The organism is Streptomyces sp. NPDC043427 (genome assembly GCF_056436655.1).
Genome location: NZ_JBWKCC010000002.1, coordinates 587,197 through 604,686 on the forward strand (window position 1 = coordinate 587,197; position 17,490 = coordinate 604,686).

At 71.1% G+C, this 17,490-nt stretch carries 21 protein-coding genes; 11 read left to right on the top strand and 10 right to left on the bottom strand.

The window, feature by feature from the left end; translation table 11 throughout:
• Positions 1-61: 61 nt before the first annotated feature.
• The 4 genes from AC067M_RS06565 (at position 62) to AC067M_RS06580 (ending at position 2,229) form a co-directional block, all read left to right on the top strand.
• A complete protein-coding gene (locus AC067M_RS06565; RefSeq protein ID WP_478695849.1) occupies positions 62-472 on the top strand; it encodes a VOC family protein in 411 nt (136 codons plus the stop codon).
• A gap of 96 nt (positions 473-568) precedes the next feature.
• Positions 569-973: a hypothetical protein gene (locus AC067M_RS06570; RefSeq protein ID WP_478695850.1), complete on the top strand. Its 405-nt coding sequence runs from the start codon at positions 569-571 to the stop codon at positions 971-973.
• Positions 970-1,479, top strand: a complete 510-nt coding sequence (locus AC067M_RS06575) for a thiol-disulfide oxidoreductase DCC family protein (protein WP_478695851.1) — start codon at positions 970-972, stop codon at positions 1,477-1,479. The genes AC067M_RS06570 and AC067M_RS06575 overlap by 4 nt, the downstream gene beginning before the upstream one ends.
• Before the next feature lie 9 nt (positions 1,480-1,488).
• Positions 1,489-2,229 (top strand): TetR/AcrR family transcriptional regulator, encoded by a 741-nt coding sequence (locus AC067M_RS06580; protein ID WP_478695852.1) that lies wholly within the window; start codon positions 1,489-1,491, stop codon positions 2,227-2,229.
• A gap of 45 nt (positions 2,230-2,274) precedes the next feature.
• Here the strand turns inward: AC067M_RS06580 and AC067M_RS06585 are convergent, their stop codons facing one another.
• The 4 genes from AC067M_RS06585 to AC067M_RS06600 form a co-directional block, all read right to left on the bottom strand.
• Entirely contained in the window at positions 2,275-3,813 is a 1,539-nt protein-coding gene (locus AC067M_RS06585) for an ABC transporter substrate-binding protein (RefSeq protein WP_478695853.1), read from the bottom strand.
• Positions 3,814-4,000: 187 nt separating this feature from the next.
• A complete protein-coding gene (locus tag AC067M_RS06590; protein ID WP_478695854.1) occupies positions 4,001-4,330 on the bottom strand; it encodes a hypothetical protein in 330 nt (109 codons plus the stop codon).
• A gap of 70 nt (positions 4,331-4,400) precedes the next feature.
• Positions 4,401-5,660: a metallophosphoesterase gene (locus AC067M_RS06595; protein WP_478695855.1), complete on the bottom strand. Its 1,260-nt coding sequence runs from the start codon at positions 5,658-5,660 to the stop codon at positions 4,401-4,403.
• A 16-nt stretch (positions 5,661-5,676) separates the two neighbouring features.
• The gene (locus AC067M_RS06600; RefSeq protein ID WP_478695856.1) at positions 5,677-5,916 is read right to left on the bottom strand and encodes an SCO4848 family membrane protein; all 240 of its coding nucleotides are present in this window, start codon (positions 5,914-5,916) and stop codon (positions 5,677-5,679) included.
• A 91-nt stretch (positions 5,917-6,007) separates the two neighbouring features.
• On the opposite strand from AC067M_RS06600, the gene AC067M_RS06605 reads away from it, so the two are divergent.
• Positions 6,008-7,297 carry a D-alanyl-D-alanine carboxypeptidase family protein gene (locus AC067M_RS06605; RefSeq protein ID WP_478695857.1) on the top strand — a complete coding sequence of 430 codons (1,290 nt, stop codon included), beginning with the start codon at positions 6,008-6,010 and terminating at the stop codon, positions 7,295-7,297.
• On the opposite strand, the gene AC067M_RS06610 is transcribed toward AC067M_RS06605, so the two are convergent.
• From AC067M_RS06610 to AC067M_RS06625, 4 genes are read right to left on the bottom strand one after another with little or no spacing between them, the layout of a single operon-like run.
• Positions 7,251-8,201, bottom strand: a complete 951-nt coding sequence (locus AC067M_RS06610) for a YihY/virulence factor BrkB family protein (protein ID WP_478695858.1) — start codon at positions 8,199-8,201, stop codon at positions 7,251-7,253. The two genes, AC067M_RS06605 and AC067M_RS06610, sit on opposite strands and share 47 nt — an antisense overlap.
• On the bottom strand, positions 8,189-8,623 hold the full coding sequence (locus AC067M_RS06615; RefSeq protein ID WP_478695859.1) for a GtrA family protein: 435 nt from the start codon (positions 8,621-8,623) through the stop codon (positions 8,189-8,191). Before AC067M_RS06615 ends, AC067M_RS06610 begins: the two co-directional genes overlap by 13 nt.
• Positions 8,617-9,594 carry a decaprenyl-phosphate phosphoribosyltransferase gene (locus AC067M_RS06620; RefSeq protein WP_478695860.1) on the bottom strand — a complete coding sequence of 326 codons (978 nt, stop codon included), beginning with the start codon at positions 9,592-9,594 and terminating at the stop codon, positions 8,617-8,619. Before AC067M_RS06620 ends, AC067M_RS06615 begins: the two co-directional genes overlap by 7 nt.
• Positions 9,587-10,117, bottom strand: coding sequence for a phosphatase PAP2 family protein (locus AC067M_RS06625; protein WP_478695861.1), 531 nt, complete (start codon positions 10,115-10,117; stop codon positions 9,587-9,589). Before AC067M_RS06625 ends, AC067M_RS06620 begins: the two co-directional genes overlap by 8 nt.
• Before the next feature lie 133 nt (positions 10,118-10,250).
• Between AC067M_RS06625 and AC067M_RS06630 the strand changes: the two genes are divergently transcribed.
• Both AC067M_RS06630 and AC067M_RS06635 read left to right on the top strand, forming a co-directional pair.
• Positions 10,251-11,612: an FAD-binding protein gene (locus AC067M_RS06630; protein WP_478695862.1), complete on the top strand. Its 1,362-nt coding sequence runs from the start codon at positions 10,251-10,253 to the stop codon at positions 11,610-11,612.
• On the top strand, positions 11,609-12,364 hold the full coding sequence (locus tag AC067M_RS06635; RefSeq protein ID WP_478695863.1) for a decaprenylphospho-beta-D-erythro-pentofuranosid-2-ulose 2-reductase: 756 nt from the start codon (positions 11,609-11,611) through the stop codon (positions 12,362-12,364). The genes AC067M_RS06630 and AC067M_RS06635 overlap by 4 nt, the downstream gene beginning before the upstream one ends.
• 178 nt (positions 12,365-12,542) lie before the next feature.
• Here the strand turns inward: AC067M_RS06635 and AC067M_RS06640 are convergent, their stop codons facing one another.
• Both AC067M_RS06640 and trpS read right to left on the bottom strand, forming a co-directional pair.
• Positions 12,543-13,121, bottom strand: a complete 579-nt coding sequence (locus AC067M_RS06640) for a 2'-5' RNA ligase family protein (protein ID WP_478695864.1) — start codon at positions 13,119-13,121, stop codon at positions 12,543-12,545.
• A 161-nt stretch (positions 13,122-13,282) separates the two neighbouring features.
• Positions 13,283-14,296, bottom strand: a complete 1,014-nt coding sequence (gene trpS / locus AC067M_RS06645) for a tryptophan--tRNA ligase (RefSeq protein ID WP_478695865.1) — start codon at positions 14,294-14,296, stop codon at positions 13,283-13,285.
• A 142-nt stretch (positions 14,297-14,438) separates the two neighbouring features.
• Between trpS and AC067M_RS06650 the strand changes: the two genes are divergently transcribed.
• The 4 genes from AC067M_RS06650 to AC067M_RS06665 all read left to right on the top strand — a co-directional run bounded on the left by AC067M_RS06650 (position 14,439) and on the right by AC067M_RS06665 (position 17,484).
• Positions 14,439-14,999, top strand: a complete 561-nt coding sequence (locus AC067M_RS06650; protein ID WP_478695866.1) for an RNA polymerase sigma factor — start codon at positions 14,439-14,441, stop codon at positions 14,997-14,999.
• Positions 14,992-15,894, top strand: a complete 903-nt coding sequence (locus AC067M_RS06655) for a hypothetical protein (protein ID WP_478695867.1) — start codon at positions 14,992-14,994, stop codon at positions 15,892-15,894. The genes AC067M_RS06650 and AC067M_RS06655 overlap by 8 nt, the downstream gene beginning before the upstream one ends.
• Positions 15,895-16,049: 155 nt before the next feature.
• On the top strand, positions 16,050-16,709 hold the full coding sequence (locus tag AC067M_RS06660) for a hypothetical protein (RefSeq protein WP_478696004.1): 660 nt from the start codon (positions 16,050-16,052) through the stop codon (positions 16,707-16,709).
• Positions 16,710-16,761: 52 nt separating this feature from the next.
• Complete coding sequence (locus tag AC067M_RS06665; RefSeq protein WP_478695868.1) at positions 16,762-17,484, top strand: hypothetical protein; 723 nt, start codon at positions 16,762-16,764, stop codon at positions 17,482-17,484.
• Positions 17,485-17,490 lie beyond the last annotated feature (6 nt).

The window sequence follows — 17,490 nt, forward strand, 5'->3', positions numbered from 1 at the left end:
GTCCGGCGGCCCTCGGCCTGTCTGCCCCGGCATCGCCGTCCCATCCACCTAATCTGATGGCATGTCAGATGAAGAGTCGTACGAGCTGCTCGGCTTCGACAACGTGCTGTTGCCGGTCGGGGATCTCGGTGAGGCCGTGAGGTTCTACGAGCGCGCCGGGTTCGTGCTCGGGTTCCGGTTCGACGAGGGCGGGATCGCGTCGCTGAAGGTCGGGGGTGAGACGCCCGGCATCCTGCTGCAGCAGGAAGAGGGGGTGGGGCATCGGCCGCCGCCCTGGCCGTCTCCGCGGGTGTGGCTGGAGGTGCCGGACGCACGGGCGGCGGCGAAGAGGCTGGCCGATGCCGGGATCCCGCCGTTCGACGGCCCCTTCTCCGTCGCCACCGGATGGACCGTCGAGGTCGCCGACCCATGGGGCAACGTCATCGGCTTCACGGACTACTCCAAGCGCCCGGAGTTGGGGCGCAGGGCCTGACACCAGCCCTCCCACGCCCCCCGGTTGAACGTGTTCAAAAACAGGTCTACAGTCACCCCTGTCAGCGTTTTGAACGCGTTCAAGAAGGGGTGGGGCATGGACCGCACCGTCATCGCCTACGTCATCTACCTGGTCGTCAGCATCGCGCTGACCGTCTGGGTGGCCCGCACGCTCAGCCGCAACGGGCGGATCTTCCTGGCCGACGTCCTGCACGGCAACGAGAAGCTCGCCGACGCGGTCAACCACCTCCTGGTGGTCGGCTTCTACCTCGTCAACCTCGGCTTCGTGGCGCTGTATCTGAGTGGTGACGACACCATCACGGACACACGCGAGATCTTCGAGGCCCTGTCGACCAAGCTGGGCGTGGTGCTGCTGGTGCTCGGTGTGATGCACCTGGGCAACGTGTACGTGCTCAACAAGATCCGGCGGCGGGGAGTGATGGAGCGGGAGCAGGTACCGCCCGTGGCGCCGCAGGGCTGGGTCGGGACGCAGGGGGCGTGAGCACCGTGACGACCACCGAGGACCGGGGCGCCGCTCGCGCCCCGGTCCGCCGGCTCACCGTCCTGTACGACGCCGAGTGCGGCCTGTGCACCCATCTGCGCGACTGGCTCGTACGACAGCCCCAGCTGGTGCCGCTGGAGATGGTGCCCGCGGGGTCGGAGGAGGCCCGGCGGCGCTTCCCCGGGCTCGACCACCGGGCCACGCTCGACGAGGTCACCGTCGTCGGCGACTCGGGGCAGGTCTACCGGGACGCCGCCGCCTGGATCGTGACGCTCTGGGCGCTGCGTGAACACCGGCCGCTCGCCCACCGGTTGAGCACCCCGGCCGGAGCCCGGCTCGCCAGGGGCGCGGTGCTGGCCGCCGCCAAGTGGCGCGGGACGCAGCGGGGCGGCACGTTGTGGGGCGGGCAGGTGTACCGCAGGTCCGACGGGTGGTCGTACCACCCGAGCGCCGGCTGGAGCTGGTCCCCACCGGGCTGTGACAGCGGCGGCTGCGTCACTCGTTAGGCTCCTTACGTGCCTGCGAACCACGACGGCCCCGCTCAGGGCCCCGCCCAGACCAAGTCCGAGCAGACCCGTGCGCTGATCCTCGAGACCGCGATGCGGCTGTTCCAGGAGCGGGGGTACGACAAGACGACCATGCGGGCCATCGCCAAGGAGGCCGGGGTCTCCGTCGGCAACGCGTACTACTACTTCGAGGGCAAGGAACACCTGATCCAGGGCTTCTACGACCGCCTCGCCGCCGAGCACCGGGCGGCGGTCCGCGAGGTCCTGGAGCGGGAGACCGACCTGGGCGAGCGGCTTGCGGGGGTCCTCAGGGTCTGGCTGGACGTCGCCACTCCCTACCACGAGTTCGCCGTGCAGTTCTTCAAGAACGCCGCTGACCCGGACAGCCCGCTCAGCCCCTTCTCCCCCGAGTCGGAGCACGCGCGCGTGGAGGCGATCAGCGTGCACCGGGAGGTGCTGGCGGGGGCGAAGACGAAGGTGCCGGAGGAGCTGCGCGACATCCTGCCCGAGCTGATGTGGCTCTCCCAGATGGGGCTCGTCCTGTACTGGATCTTCGACCGGACCGAGGGGCGCGAGCGGAGTTACCGGCTGGCGGAGCGGGGCGCCCGCCTCACCGCGCGCGGTGTCGTACTGGCCCGGTTCCGGGTGCTGCGGCCGCTGGTGCGGGAGGTGCACGAGCTGTTCACGGACTTCCTGCCGGGGATGACGAAGGTGTTGCCGGATCCGGCCGTCAAGAGGCAGGGCGAGTGATCACCGTCGGGTGAAGACCGACTGACCGCCCGCCCGCGTCGCCCCCTAGATCCAGTTCAGCTTCCAGAGCCGGAACACGCCGTCGCCGTCGTCGAGGTACTGACCGCCTCCTACGTCCTCGCTGGTGACGACGTACTCCTTGCGCTGCCACAGCGGGATGACCGGCACGTCGTCGGCGACCGTCAGCTGTAGGTCGCGGAAGACAAGGGAGACCTGGCCGCGGTCGGCGTACTGCCGGCTGTTCTTGATGAGGTTGTCGACGGTCTTGTTGCTGTAGCCGGTGTTCATGGTGCCGTCCGTGCCGACGAGCGGCGCGGTGAAGGTGTCCGCGTCGGGGTAGTCGGCGACCCAGCCGACGGCGTACGCGTCGAGTTTGCCGGTGGCCCAGCGCTTCTGGAAGTCGGTCCACTCGTAACCCTTGACCGTGACCTTGAACAGGCCGGTCGCCTCCAGTTGCCGCTTGATCTCCTTGGCCTCGTCGGCGGCGGAACCGCTGCCCAGGCCGTAGCCGTAGGTGAAGCGGACGGGGAGGCTCACGCCGGCCTCGGCGAGGAGCTTGCGGGCCTGCTTCGGGTCCTGCTTGGGATAGGCGTCGAAGTAGGACGTGGTGTGGCCGGTGATGCCGGTCGGGATGAGGGAGTAGAGGGGGTCGACCGTGCCGTCGTAGACGGTCGCGGCGAGCTGGTCGCGGTCGATCAGCCAGGCCATGGCCTTGCGGACGCGGACGTCGTGCAGGGGCGAGCCCTTGCGGGTGTTGAAGTAGAGGTTGCGGGTCTCGGAGCTGTCGTCCTCGGAGACCCGCTGGCCGGGGTCGCTGGGGTTGAGACCGGCGAGGACCTTGGGCGGCAGCTGGCGGGTGGCGACCTCGACCTGCTTGGCGTTCCAGGCCTTGTCGAGGGCCTCGCCGTCGGCGTAGTAGCGCAGCTCGATCGGCGGGCCCGGCTTCACCGCGCCCTTGTAGTCGCCGTAGGGCTTGAGCACGGCCTCGCGGCCCTTCTTGTACGAGCTCAGCTCGTAGGGGCCGGTGCCGTCGACGGAGCTGCCGGTGCGCAGGGAGGCCGCCGGGTAGCTGTCACGGTCGACGATCGAACCGGCGCCGGTGGCCACCTTGAACGGGAAGGTGGCGTCCGCGGAGGACAGGTGGAAGGTGACGGTCATGCCGTCGGCGTCCACGGACTGGAGGGTGGAGAGCAGGGAGGCCGGGCCGACATCGGAGTTGATCTTCTTGACCCGGTCGAAGGAGTACTTCACGTCCTCGGCGGTCATCGCGCGGCCGCCGGGGAACCTCAGCCCGCCGCGCAGTTCGCAGCGGTAGGTACGCAGGCCGCTGCCCTGGAAGCCGCAGCTCTTCGCGGCGTCCGGCACGGGCTCGGCGCCGCCCGGACCGAACGTCAGCAGGGTCTGGAAGACGTTGCTGAACAGGGCCCAGGAGCCGGCGTCGTAGGCGCCGGCCGGGTCGAGCGAGGTGACGGTGTCTGTCGTACCGACCCTGATGGTTTTGCCCGTGTCCTCCTGCGACGGCAACAGCTGCCAGCCGCCGATTCCCGCGGCCGCCAGCACCAGCAGTCCCGCGAGAACGCGCATGCGAATTGATCGCATGGTGGTGTGCCTCCAAAAATGCCACTCACCTAAGTGGCGCGGCTCACCTAATCACGCGGGTTTCAGCCGGGGGAAGAGGATTCTGGTGAGATGAGAAAGCTCTTACCCAAGGGTGTGTCAGGGGGGTTTCACAGCTTTCTCTCGGCATCGGCGTGGGCGGCCGCGGAACCCGTCAGTCCCCTTCGAGGTGCAGCTCGGTCGCCGGGTCCGCCGCGCACCGGTGGGCGAGCGCGGCGACCTGGCGCAGGACTTCGCGGTCCGTCGCGAGAGGGACCCGGCCCGCGAGGACGGTGAGCTCGTCCGTCAGCTGGTCCATCTGCCCCGGTGTCAGGCGCAGGGAGCCGTAGAGGTCGACACGGCCCAGCATGGGCAGGCCGCTGCTCGCGCAGAGGCGGGCGAAGGTGTCGGCGGTGTCCAGGTGGGCGTCGATCCTGGTGAGCCGGCGACGCCGGGGGCTTGTGCCCGGTTGGTCCACCCGCATCAGCATCACGTCGACGCCCATCGCGTCCCCGTCCTGTTCGTGCGTACGGTCACGCTGTTCGTGCGTATGGTCACGCTGTTCGTGCGTATGGTCACGCCTGCTTCGACGCCAGTTCGATCACCGTGATGTCCGAGGGGGCGCCCACGCGGGTGGGTGGGCCCCAGGCGCCGGCGCCGCGGGAGACGTAGAGCTGGGTGTCGCCGTAGCGGTCCAGGCCGGCCAGGGTCGGGTTCGCGGCGGCGGCGATGAGGTTGCCGGGGAAGAGCTGGCCGCCGTGGGTGTGGCCGGAGAGCTGGAGGTCGACGCCGTGCTCGACGGCGTCGTGGATCTGCACGGGCTGGTGGGCGAGCAGGACGCACGCGCGCGTGGTGTCGCGGTCGCCGAGGGCCTTGGCGAAGTCGGGGCCCTGGCCGTCGCTCTCTCCGGCGATGTCGTTGACGCCCGCCAGGTCGAACCATGGCAGCTCGGTGCGGGCGTTCTCCAGCGGGCGCAGGCCCAGCCGGCGTACCTCCTCGACCCACTGCTCGGCGCCGGAGAAGTACTCGTGGTTGCCGGTGACGAAGAACGCCCCGTGCCGCGACCGGAGTTGCCTCAGGGGCGCGGCGGCCGGGCCGAGGTCCTTGACGCTGCCGTCGACCAGGTCGCCGACGACCGCGATCAGGTCGGGCTGGGTCGCGTTGATCGTGTCGACGACCTTCTGGGCGAAGCCGCGTCCGAGGACCGGGCCCAGGTGGATGTCGCTGACGACGGCGATCCGGTAACCGTGCGCCGCGCGGGGCAGCTTGGCCAGCGGAACGGTGACCCGCTTCACCTTCGGGCCGCGCAGGACGCCGTAGGTGCCGTAGCCGACCGTACCGACGGCGGCCGCGGCGGCCGCGCCGCCGACCACGCGGGAGACGAAGAGGCGGCGGGAGGGGGCCGCCAGCAGTACCTCTTGAGGTGTGTCGTTGTCTTCGGGCTGCTCAGTGGCCGTCGTCTCGTTGGCCGCACCCGACCGCACGGGCTCCGGTCGCGGTACGGCGGTCACGGCGGCCGGGGCCCGTCTCTCCAGGTAGCGCTGCAGCAGCGGCCGTACGGCCTCGCCGACCACCACCGCGAGCAGCAGGTATATCGACAACGCCAGCCACAGGAAGCCAGGCCAGGCCATGACCTGCTGGAGCCAGAACGGGGCTCCCGTGCGTTCGCCGACGAGTGCGCCGATGGCAAGGATCCAGCCACCTGCGATCACCGCGGCGCCGGTACGGCGCGCCCAGCCCGGCCCCCGGGTGGTGTCGCGGAACAGGCGGCGCCACAGGTACCAGTTGCCCGTCACCAGGACGGCGAGCGCGAGCAGCGCGAAAAGGATGACCACGGTGTCGGCTCCCCCGTTATGACGTTCGGCGCAGTGCGCGCACTCCGCGCAACCCGATGACCCCGATGACCGTCCCCAATACGAAGGAAACGACGGCCAGCAGCAGGTGCACCCAGAAGTACGCCGTGGGGTGGCCGTCGTCGAAGGCGAGCCCGCTGCTGTCCTTGACCAGGTTCTTGACGAAAGTGACCCAGATGACCCAGCTCCACACCCCGAAGGCGAGCAGGAACCAGGAGACCGGGCGGCTGAGCTTCATGCGTTCAGTATCTCCGCACGGTGTCCGGTTCCATGACCGGGGTGGGGAGGGCGGCGGGACTTCCCGGCGTGCGGCAGGTACGTTCTCCGTCGTGCCCGCACCCAAGAAGACCATCAGGCGATCCCTGCTGGTCACCTCGACCCTGGTGGCCCTCGCGCTGACCGCGCCCGTCGCCGTGGCGGCCCCGAAGCCGTCGCCCAAGCCGTCGACGAGCCCGTCCGCCACTCCCCCGGCGAACATGTCGTCCGTCGGCGGCACCCGCCTCGGGCAACCGGGGACACAGGTGAACCTGGGCGGCGGCGTTCCGGTGCTGCCGAAGGACCTCACCGCCCGGTCGTGGATCGTCGCGGACGCGGAGTCCGGCGAGGTGCTCGCCTCGCACAACTCCCACTGGCGGCTGCCCCCGGCGAGCACGCTGAAGATGCTGTTCGCGGACACGGTGCTGCCGAAGTTCCCCAAGAGCACCCCTCACAAGGTCACCCGGGAGGAGCTGGAGGGCATCGGGTCCGGCTCCAGCATGGTCGGGATAAAGGAGGGGGAGACGTACACGGTCCATGACCTGTGGCTCGGCGTGTTCCTGATGTCCGGCAATGACGCCGTGCACGTCCTGTCGAAGATGAACGGCGGCGTCGACAACACCGTCCGGGAGATGAACGAGCACGCCGAGGAGCTGCAGGCCCTCGACACGAACGTGGTCAGCCCCGACGGCTACGACGCGGCGGAGCAGGTCTCGTCGGCGTACGACCTGACGCTGTTCGCCCGCTCCGGGCTGCAGAAGAAGGACTTCCGCGAGTACTGCTCGACCGTCCGGGCCAAGTTCCCGGGCGAGACGAAGAAGGACAAGAAGGGCAAGACGACCCGCGGGACCTACGAGATCCAGAACACCAACCGGCTGCTGCGCGGCGACTACGACATCTCCCAGTACCCGGGCATCGCGGGCGTCAAGAACGGCAACACCACCAACGCGGGCGCCACCTTCACCGGGGTCGCCGAGCGGGACGGCCGGGTGCTGCTGGTCACGGTCATGAACCCGGAGAAGAGCGGCCACAACGAGGTCTACAAGGAGACCGCCGCCCTCTTCGACTGGGGCTTCAAGGCGGCCGGCAAGGTCACGCCGGTGGGCGAGCTGGTGCCCCCCAAGGGCGCCGTGCAGTCCGCCCCGCCCGGATCGCAGGACGAGGGGCAGGCAGGCGGGGAGTCCGGTGGCACCGGCAACGCCTCCGGCAAGCCCGTCGCGGCGGCCGCCTCGGCCAAGGGCGGCGTCGGCGGCATCGGGACGGCGCTGGGCATCGCGGGCGGGGTGCTGGTGCTGCTCGCGGCCGGGGCGTTCCTGGTCAACCGCCGGTGGCCGCTGCCGGACCTGGTACGCCGCCGCCGCTGACGGGCTCGGGCTCGGGTGCGGGTGCGGGTGCGGGTGCCTGTGTGACGCCCTCCTCCTGCTTGCTGCCGGTCGCCGTCCAGGCGGCGCAGAACAACACGAGCTTCGAGGTGAAGTTGATCCACAGCAGCAGCGCCACGGGCACGCCGAACGCGCCGTACATGCTCTTTGTGGCGATGCCCTGCATATAGCCGCTGAGCAGCAGCTTCAGCAGTTCGAAGCCGACCGCGCCGACGAGGGCGGCGACGAAGAGGCGGTGCCGGGTCGGCTCGACGCCGGGCAGCAGGGTGAGGGCGTACAGCAGGAGCAGGAAGTCGGCGAGTACGGCGACGGCGAACGCGACGATCCGCAGCAGGACGGTGCCCCAGCCGTGCTCTTCGAGGCCGAGCTGTCCGGCCGACCAGCCGACGGCAGCCGAGGCGAAGGTGGAGGCGCCGAGCGTGACCAGCACGGCGCCGCCGAGGCCGACGAGGACGCCGGCGTCCTTGGCCTTGCGCACGAAGGGGTTCTCCTCGCTGTCGTCCAGCTCCCACACCGCGCGCAGGCACTCCCGCACCTGGCCGACCCAGTTGATGCCGGTGAACAGCAGGACGGCGCCCGCGATGAGGCCGATGGCGCCGGCGTTCTGCACCAGGGCGGCGACGTCGAGCTGCTCGGAGATACCGGGCACCTGGTCCGTGATCTTGTCCTCGAGCCGCTTCTGCGCGCCGGTGCTGAGCGTGGCGGCGGCGACCGCGGCGGCCACCGTCAGCAGCGGGAAGAGCGCGACGAAGCTGACGAACGTCATCGCGGCGGCCAGCCGCGTCCACTTCACGCGATCCAGCCGTTCGTACGACCTCCACGCGTGCGTGGCCATCAGGCGCGTGACGTACGGCCCGATTCCGGGGAGCCCTTTCAGCCAGTCCATGATCCGACCCTGCCCTCGTCGGGGAACACCCATGTACGGGTACCCCAGAACCGCAGGACCGTGGCCAGTGCCATGCCGATTCCGGCGCCGGAGACCGTGTCCGCGCGCTGCGAGGTGAGGCCGAGGCCGTAGTGGCTCACGGTGAGGCAGAGGAGCTGCACGAGGGCGCCGGCGATGTTCACCGCGAAGAAGACGGCGTACGGGCGCAGGCCCCGTACGCGCGCGTGCCGATAGGTGCCGAGCGCGTTGCCCAGGTAGGCGATGGTGCAGCCGGCGAGGAAGGACAGGGCCTTGGCGGTGAGCGGGCCGAGGCCGGCGGGGCCGCGCAGCCAGGTGAACAGGGCGAGGTCGGTGGCGTAGGCGAGCAGGCCGACGGCGGCGAAGCCGAGCAGCTCGCTCCGCCGGGGCGCCGGCTTCACCAATTGGCCACCGCCAGCCCGTACATCGCGATCCACACCAGCCCGATGAGGGCGAGCGCGCGGTCGCGCAGGACGACCTCCTCGGGTTCGCCTGCGGTGCCCCGGTCGGCGAAGACGGCGTATCTGAGGACGGCCAGGATGAAGGCGACCATGGACAGCTGGCGCCACGGCAGCACGCTGGTGTGCGGGACGCCGCCCTCCTCCAGGGCCCACAGGCAGTAGCCGAGAACGGCGACACCGGCGGCGAGCTGCCAGACGAAGCGGAGGTAGCCGGTGGTGTACTCGGTGAGCAACGCGCGCGTGGCACCCGCCTTTCCGGCCATCTGGACCGCTTCGGAGTAGCGCTTGGCCGCCACCATGAACAGCGCGCCGAAGCCGGTGGTGATCAGGAACCAGCGCGAGAGCGGGATGCCGAGCGCGAGCCCGCCGACCATGGCCCGCATGAGGAAGCCGGTGGTGACGACGGCGAGGTCGACCACGAGGACGTGCTTGAGGCTGACGCAGTACGCCAGTTGCATGCCGATGTAGGAGGTCAGCAGGGCCGCGACGACGGGCGAGGTCAGCCAGACCGCGGCGGCGGGCGCCAGGGCCCCCAGGGTCCCTCCGACGGCGTAGGCGACGGGGACCGGGACCTGTCCGGCGGCGACCGGGCGGTGCCGTTTGGTGGGGTGGGCGCGGTCGGCATCGGCGTCGCGGGCGTCGTTGACCAGGTAGACGGCGGCCGCGCAGGCGGTGAACAGCGCGAAGACGAGCGCGAGTTGGGTGAGGGCCTGGAGGGAGAACAGCCGTCCCGCGGCTGCCGGGGCGGCCACGACCAGGGTGTTCTTGACCCACTGCTTGGGGCGGGCGGTCCTGAGGAGGCCGCGCAGGATGGTGCCGGGGCCTCGGCGTGAGGGTGCGGGGCGCTGCTCGGGCCGGGTGTGCTGCTCGGGAAGGGCGGCCACGGTGTCGTGCAGGGGCGCGGTCTCAGTCATGCGCGCCTGCCCCCGCCCCGTTTGTGCTGTGCCTCATCCAGCGCGCTCCGGCGCGCGCGGTGAGCGCCCCGAGGGCCGCGCCGGCCGCGACGTCCGACGGGTAGTGGACGCCGACGACCAGGCGGGAGAGGCACATCGCTGCGGCGAGCGGCGTGACGACGTGGGCTCCCAGTGCTCCGAAGGCGACGGCGGCGGCCGCGGCGGAGGTGGCGTGGGAACTGGGGAAGGAGTGCCGCCCGGCGGTGCGTACCAGGGGCTCGACGTGTGCGGGGCGCGGGCGGCGCACGATCCGCTTCACCCCCATGCTGGCGAGGTGCGCGCCCGCGGTGAGCGCCATGGCGCGCAGCCAGGCGCCGCGCCGGGAGCGGTCCACGGCGGCTCCGGTCAGGCCCGCCGCGAGCCACAGCGCACCGTGTTCGCCTGCTCGGGACAGGGCGCGCGCGGCGCCCGCGATCCTCGGGTCGGTGCCGCAGGCGCGGAGCGCCGAAAGGATGCGGTGGTCCATGTCGTCGAGGTCGTCCATGTGGACTCACTGTTCACGTCAACACCGCTGGAACTCCGGCAATATTGAGCGACATCCCATTAATCACCCATTTCGGGGAGGGAAGTGATGTTTGCCCTCCAAACGCTTATAGCGGGGCGATACGGTCACCGACATGCCTGCCGAGACCGTTCCCGTCACGGGATGGGGCCGCACCGCCCCCTCCGCCGCCCGCCTGGTCCGCCCCCGCACCTACGACGAGGCGCGGGCGGCCGTCCGGGACTGCGGGGCGCGCGGCGGCATTCCCAGGGGCCTGGGGCGGGCGTACGGGGACGCGGCACAGAACGCCGGCGGGACGGTGTTCGACATGGCGGGCCTGGACCGGATCCATGTGATCGACGCCGACGCCGGTACCGTGCGGTGCGACGCCGGGGTCTCCCTGCACCGGCTGATGGAGGTGCTGCTGCCGCTCGGCTGGTTCGTGCCGGTGACACCCGGCACCCGCCAGGTGACGGTCGGCGGCGCGATCGGCGCGGACATCCACGGCAAGAACCACCACGTCTCGGGCTCCTTCTCGCGCCACGTCGACTCCCTGGACCTGCTCACCGCCGACGGCTCGGTCCGTACGGTGACGCCGGGCACCCCTCTGTTCGACGCGACGGCGGGCGGCATGGGCCTGACCGGCGTGATCCTGGGGGCCGCTCTGCGCCTTCTGCCGGTCGAGACCTCCCTGATGTCGGTGGACACCGAGCGCGCGAGCGACCTCGACGACCTGATGGCCCGGCTGACCGCCACGGACCACCGCTATCGCTACTCGGTCGCCTGGATCGACCTCCTCGCCCGCGGCGCGGCGACGGGCCGCGCGGTGCTGACGCGCGGCGACCACGCTCCCCTCGACGCGCTCCCCGCGCGAGCACGCAGGACTGCGTTGGCCTTCCGCCCTGGTCGTCTCCCTGCCGCGCCCACTTTTCTCCCCGAGGGACTGCTCACCCGTAGAACCGTCGGATTGTTCAACGATCTCTGGTACCGCAAGGCGCCCCGCGCGCGGACCGGTGAACTGCAGAAGATCTCCACCTTCTTCCACCCTTTGGACGGCGTGCCGCACTGGAACCGGATCTACGGCCGCGGCGGCTTCGTGCAGTACCAGTTCGTCGTCCGGTACGGCCAGGAGGACACGCTGCGCCGGATCGTACGGCGGGTCTCCGAGCGCCGGTGCCCGTCCTTCCTCGCCGTCCTCAAGCGGTTCGGAGAGGCCGATCCGGGCTGGCTCTCCTTCCCCCTGCCCGGCTGGACCCTGGCCCTGGACGTCCCGGCCGGTCTGTCCGGCCTCGGCGTCCTCCTCGACGAGCTGGACGAGGAGGTCGCCGCCGCCGGTGGCCGCGTCTACCTGGCCAAGGACTCCCGGCTGCGGCCGGAACTGCTCGCCGCGATGTACCCCCGTCTCACCGACTTCCGCGCCCTGCGCGCGGAGCTCGACCCGGGCGGGGTGTTCGTGTCCGACCTCGCCCGTCGCCTCAACCTCCAGGAGCTGTCGTGAAGGACGCCTTCGGCCTCCCCCAGTCCCTCCTCGTCCTCGGCGGTACGTCCGAGATCGCGCTGGCCACCGCGCGCCGCCTGATCATCCGGCGCACCCGCACGGTGTGGCTGGCGGGACGCCCGTCCCTCGCCCTGGAACAGGCCGCCGAGGGCCTGCGCGACCTGGGCGCCGACGTCCACACCGTCGCCTTCGACGCGCTCGACCCCGACTCCCACGAGGCGGTCCTCGGCAAGGTCTTCGCCGAGGACGACATCGACATGGTGCTGCTCGCCTTCGGCATCCTGGGCGACCAGGCCCGCGACGAGCGCGAACCCGTCAGCGCCGTGCGCGTCGCCCAGACCAACTACACCGGTGCCGTCTCCGCGGGCCTGGTCAGCGGCCGCGCGCTGCAGGCCCAGGGCCACGGCTCCCTCGTCGTCCTCTCCTCGGTCGCCGGCGAGCGGGCCCGCCGCTCGAACTTCATCTACGGCTCCAGCAAGGCCGGCCTCGACACCTTCGCCCAGGGCCTCGGCGACGCCCTGCACGGCACGGGCGTGCACGTCATGGTCGTACGCCCCGGCTTCGTCCGGACGAGGATGACGGCGGCCCTCCCGGAGGCGCCGCTCGCGACCACCCCGGAGGCGGTGGCCACGGCCGTGGAGCTGGGGCTGCGACGACGCTCGGAGACGGTGTGGGTACCGGGCGCCCTGCGCGTGGTGATGTCGGCCCTGCGGCACGTACCGCGCACGCTGTTCCGGCGACTGCCGATCTAGGGTCTTTCGTTTGGATCAGGCCGGATCAGGGAGCGGGGTCCGGTGCCGTGCATCGCAAGGCGGAGGAGGGCGGCAGGGCGGAGCCCTGCCGACCGACGACAACGCGGCGAGGCGCGGTGCCGGACCCCGCGAGCCCGGCATGATCCAAACGAGAGGCCCTAGGCGGCCGGGCGGAGATTTAGAGAGTCTGCCGCTGTTGTTCGGCCGGGGCGCAGGCCTGCGGGGGCACCACCGAGCCGCCGAAGGGGTACTCGCGGAGCTTGCGCCAGACGCCGTCCGCGCCCTGCTCGTAGAGGGCGAAGCCGGTGCAGGACCACTCGGCCTCGTAGTCGGCGAGTTCCTCGTAGGCGCGGTCCATGGCCGCTTCGTCGATGCCGTGGGCCACCGTGACGTGCGGGTGGTACGGGAACTGCAGTTCACGTGCCACCGGCCCGGAGGCGTCCCGGATCTGCTTCTGCAGCCAGGTGCACGCCTCGGCGCCGTCGGCGATCCGCACGTACACGACCGGCGACAGCGGTCGGAACGTGCCGGTGCCGGACAACCGCATGGGGAACGGGCGGCCCGACCCCGCCACCTCGGTCAGGTGCGCGTCGATCGCGGGCAGGTCGCTGCCCTCGACGTCGGTCGGCGGCAGCAGGGTGACATGCGTGGGGATGCCGTGAGCAGCGGCGTCGCCGAAGCCCGCGCGCCGCTCCTGGAGCAGGCTGCCGTGAGGCTCCGGGACCGCGATCGACACACCGATCGTTACGGTCCCCACGTCATCTCCTGTCGTCGTGTCGGCTGCGGTCTCGGGCTCGGTCTCAGCCTTCCGGCTATCGACTGTACGGCCATGACTGGGTCGCGGGCAGGCGCAGTCGTAGTGATGTGCAGCGCTCTGTCCGGTGGTGTGCCCGTCAATGCGACGGGCGTACGCGCATGTCAGTGCTTGGCGGGCAGGAAGCCCACCTTGTCGTACGCCTGGGAGAGGGTCTCCGCGGCGACCGCGCGCGCCTTCTCCGCGCCCTTGGCCAGGACCGAGTCCAGCGTCTCGGGGTCGTCCAGGTACTGCTCGGTCCGCTCCCGGAACGGCGTCACGAACTCGACCATGACCTCGGCGAGGTCCGTCTTGAGCGCACCGTAGCCCTTGCCGACGTACTTCTCCTCCAGTTCGGTGATACCCGTACCGGTGAGCGTCGAATAGATCGAGAGCAGGTTGCTGACGCCCGGCTTGCCCTCCGGGTCGAAGCGGATCACGGTGTCCGTGTCGGTGACCGCGCTCTTGACCTTCTTCGCCGTCGCCTTCGAGTCGTCGAGCAGGTTGATGAGGCCCTTCGGCGTGGACGCCGACTTGCTCATCTTGATCGACGGTTCCTGGAGGTCGTAGATCTTCGCCGTCTCCTTGAGGATGTACGGCTTCGGGATGGTGAAGGTCTGGCCGAAGCGGCCGTTGAAACGCTCGGCGAGGTCACGGGTCAGCTCGATGTGCTGGCGCTGGTCCTCGCCGACCGGGACCTCGTCGGCCTGGTAGAGCAGGATATCCGCGACCTGGAGGATCGGATAGGTGAACAGGCCGACGGAGGCGCGGTCGGCGCCCTGCTTGGCGGACTTGTCCTTGAACTGGGTCATGCGGGAGGCCTCGCCGAAGCCGGTGAGGCAGTTCATGATCCAGGCGAGCTGGGCGTGCTCGGGGACGTGGCTCTGGACGAAGAGGGTGCAGCGCTCCGGGTCGAGACCGGCGGCGAGGAGCTGGGCTGCGGCGAGGCGTGTGTTGGCGCGCAGGTCGGCCGGGTCCTGGGGCAGCGTGATCGCGTGCAGGTCTACGACCATGTAGAAGGCGTCGTGGGTCTCCTGCAGGGCTACCCACTGGCGGACGGCGCCGAGGTAGTTGCCGAGGTGGAACGAGCCTGCGGTGGGCTGGATTCCGGAGAGCACGCGGGGTCGATCAGAGGCCATGCTCACCATTCTCTCAGGTCTGGGAGACCGCTCCGGAACCGCTCGGAAACAGATGGGACACAGGTGGGAACCGATCGTGTCCGGGCGGTGTACCAGGAATGTGAAGACGCGGGAGGGGGGCCGCATCGTCGAGGATGCCGCGGTGATCGCACGCGTACGCGCCGGAGAGCCGGAGGCGTACGCGGACCTGGTGCGGGCCCACACGGGCATCGCGCTCAGAGCGGCCGCCGCGCTCGGGGCGGGGGCGGACGCGGAGGACGTGGTGCAGCAGGCGTTCGTCAAGGCGTACTGCGCGTTGGGCCGGTTCCGGGACGGCGCGGCGTTCAAGCCGTGGCTGCTGTCGATCGTGGCCAATGAGACGAGGAACACAGTGCGCACGGCGGCCCGCCAGCGCACGCTCGCCGGCCGTGAGGCGGCCTTCGCCGAGGCGGAGCCGCGGATACCGGAATCGGCGGACCCGGCGGTGGCGACGCTGGAGACGGAGCGCCGCGCGGCCCTGCTCGCGGCCCTGGAGAAGCTGAGCGAGGAGCACCGCCTGGTCGTCACCTACCGCTATCTGCTGGAGATGAACGAGTCCGAGACCGCACAGGCACTGGGCTGGCCCCGGGGGACGGTCAAGTCCCGGCTGAACCGGGCCCTGCGCAAGCTGAGCCGACTGCTGCCCAACGTCGACCCTCGGGAGGGGGGTGATGAGCGTGAGTGAGCCCTACCACGGTGACGGCGCCACCGAGAGAGGGCGCGCGCGTCCTTCCCAACTGCCCGAGGAGCTGCGGGCGCTCGGGCGGTCGCTGGACGCGCCGGGCGCGGCCGGGGCCGAGTCGATGGTCGAGCGGGTGCTGGAGCGAGTACTCGCCGAGCACGTACCGGTCCCGGTGGCCGAGCCACCGGGCGCCGGTGAGCGGCTGCGGGCCCTGCGGCGGTGGACGCGGGCGCGGTGGCGCTCGCTGACGGCGACGCTGTGCGGCCTGCTGACGGTCCTCGCACTCACGCCTCCGGTGAGGGCGGCGGTCCTGGACTGGTTCGACTTCGGCGGGGTCGAGGTGCGGTACGACCCCTCGGCGGTGCCCTCCCCGGGCGCCGAGGTTCCCGGCTGCGGGCGGTCGCTGACACTCGCGCAGGCCGAGCGGCGGGCGGGGTTCGAGCCCCTGGTGCCCGAGGCGCTCGGCGTACCGGACGCTGTGACGGTGACGGCCGAGCCGCGGGGGCGGCCCCTGGTGAGCCTGTGCTGGCGTGAACAGGGGGACACGATCCGGCTGGACGAGTACCCCGCCCGGCTGGACATCGGTTTCACCAAGAGTGTGCGGGAGCAGCCGGAGTGGCTCGCACTGAGCGAGGACTCCTCCGACCTCGGCACGGACCCTGACCCGGCTCTGTGGTTTCCGCGGCCTCACCTGCTGAGTTTTTGGCTGGTGGACGAGGACGGCTCCCCGTACACACGCCGGACGCGGACGGCCGGTCCGACGCTGCTGTGGACGCACGGCTCGGGCGTGGACGTGCCGGAGGTGACGCTGCGGCTGGAGGGTGTGGCGTCGAAGGGACGGGCCGTGGAGATCGCGAGGTCCCTCGGGGAGCCGACGGAGAGATCCTCAGATCCGTGAGCGCCGGGTGGGAACCCGGGCGGGACAGGCGGTGTACCAGAAGTGACACGCGGCTCGCGGACGGGCCGCACGGGGATCGTCTGTTGGGGGTCGGTATGCGCGGGTCAGGGGTCGGCCGATGTCGGGCAGCGGCGGCGACGGTGGGCGCGTTGGCGGTGACGTTCGCTCTGATGGTGTGGGGCGCGTCCTCGGCGTCGGCCGGTGGACCGACGAGCGTGCTGGTGGTCTCACCGATGAGCGCGGAGACGGCGTCGCTGTACTACTCCGACGAGGAGTACGGGGAGTTGGAGCAATTGCTCGACGCGCCAGGTACCGGCACGCGGGACAAGCCACCGGAGGCCGACCTGGCCGCCGCCCGGCAGATCAGCGTCACATGGCTTGCGCACGACGTCTCGCCCTGGCGCCTGGACCGGGTCTTCCCGCTGGCCGATGCCGACGCCGTCTGGATCCACACCGCGGCGAATCTCCCCGACTCGGTCAACGGCCACTGGCACCGGGCCCAAAATCCCAGGCAACTGCGCGCTCTCCTGGCGGACTTGGGAGTGATGGGCAAGGCGTCCGGCGGGGGAAACGCCGCGATCTTCCCGGCGCCCTGGCAGGAGACGGGCACCGACTCCGGCGCCTCGGGCACGGAGACGACCGCGACCAACAGCCCGGCGCCGAGGGCGGGCGAAGGGGCCGGATGGTGGTGGGCGCTGCCGGGCCTGGCGGCCGGAGCCGTACTGGCCCTGGTACTGCGGCCGCTGGTGGCACGGCTGCCGCTGGACCGGCGACGCCGGGAGGCGGGGCCGCGGCAGGAGCTGCGCGATGTGTGAGTCGTGAAGCTGAGCTGAGCTGAGCTGAGCTGAGAGGACTGTAGGGGGACGGATGACAGCGCGGATGTTGGTGCCGATGACCGTGGTGGCGGTGGCGATGGGGGTGGCTGTGCTCGGGGCGTCGGCGGCGTGGGCAGCACCGGGGACGGGACCGGCCTCGGCCCCCAGCGACGGACCCGACCTGGCGATGGTCGTCGGCGCCTCGGGCCGGTCGACGACCCTGCGCTCGGGCGAGCCCCGCTTCACCCGCCTCTTGCGGTTGCTGCAACCGGCCTATGCCGGGACGCAGCGGGTGCCGGATGCCTGGAGCGAGGGTCGGTATCCGCAGGTGCGGATCACCGTGGTGTGGGGTCGGACGGGTGTCGGAGGCTGGCCGCAGACCAACGCGGCACCGGGTGGTGACGTGGCCGTCGAGCGGCAGGACCAGCTGTTTCTGGCCGAGGACGGCACACCGTGGGTGCGCACGGATCCGGCACCGGAGGTAGAGGACGACGACATCCGCTGGCACCGGGTGCCGCGGACGCTCTTCGAGCAGGTGAACGGGACGGGGCTGCTCCAAGCCGCAGAGAGAGGGACAGGGGACGAGACCGCCGACGGGCGCGCAGGAGGCGGGGGGCCCGGTGGACTGGGGCACGGCATCTGGTGGGCGGTGCCCGGGGGCGCCGTGGGATTCGCGGCCGGTGTCGGCGGCACACGGCTGATACGCCGCGCGGCGGCCCGGCCGGGAGCCGGACCGCCGCGGGAGGAGCCACGACAGGAACTCATCGATCTCTGAGAGTCG

What these genes read in the sequence shown, in the direction of transcription:
- AC067M_RS06590 (WP_478695854.1), bottom strand. Translation starts at nt 4,330, where the DNA reads ATGGGCGTCGACGTGATGCTGATGCGGGTGGACCAACCGGGCACAAGC.
- AC067M_RS06600 (WP_478695856.1), bottom strand. Translation starts at nt 5,916, where the DNA reads ATGAAGCTCAGCCGCCCGGTCTCCTGGTTCCTGCTCGCCTTCGGGGTG.
- AC067M_RS06620 (WP_478695860.1), bottom strand. Translation starts at nt 9,594, where the DNA reads ATGACTGAGACCGCGCCCCTGCACGACACCGTGGCCGCCCTTCCCGAG.
- AC067M_RS06625 (WP_478695861.1), bottom strand. Translation starts at nt 10,117, where the DNA reads ATGGACGACCTCGACGACATGGACCACCGCATCCTTTCGGCGCTCCGC.
- AC067M_RS06610 (WP_478695858.1), bottom strand. Translation starts at nt 8,201, where the DNA reads ATGGACTGGCTGAAAGGGCTCCCCGGAATCGGGCCGTACGTCACGCGC.
- AC067M_RS06665 (WP_478695868.1), top strand. Translation starts at nt 16,762, where the DNA reads ATGACAGCGCGGATGTTGGTGCCGATGACCGTGGTGGCGGTGGCGATG.
- AC067M_RS06570 (WP_478695850.1), top strand. Translation starts at nt 569, where the DNA reads ATGGACCGCACCGTCATCGCCTACGTCATCTACCTGGTCGTCAGCATC.
- trpS (WP_478695865.1), bottom strand. Translation starts at nt 14,296, where the DNA reads ATGGCCTCTGATCGACCCCGCGTGCTCTCCGGAATCCAGCCCACCGCA.
- AC067M_RS06630 (WP_478695862.1), top strand. Translation starts at nt 10,251, where the DNA reads ATGCCTGCCGAGACCGTTCCCGTCACGGGATGGGGCCGCACCGCCCCC.
- AC067M_RS06585 (WP_478695853.1), bottom strand. Translation starts at nt 3,813, where the DNA reads ATGCGCGTTCTCGCGGGACTGCTGGTGCTGGCGGCCGCGGGAATCGGC.
- AC067M_RS06565 (WP_478695849.1), top strand. Translation starts at nt 62, where the DNA reads ATGTCAGATGAAGAGTCGTACGAGCTGCTCGGCTTCGACAACGTGCTG.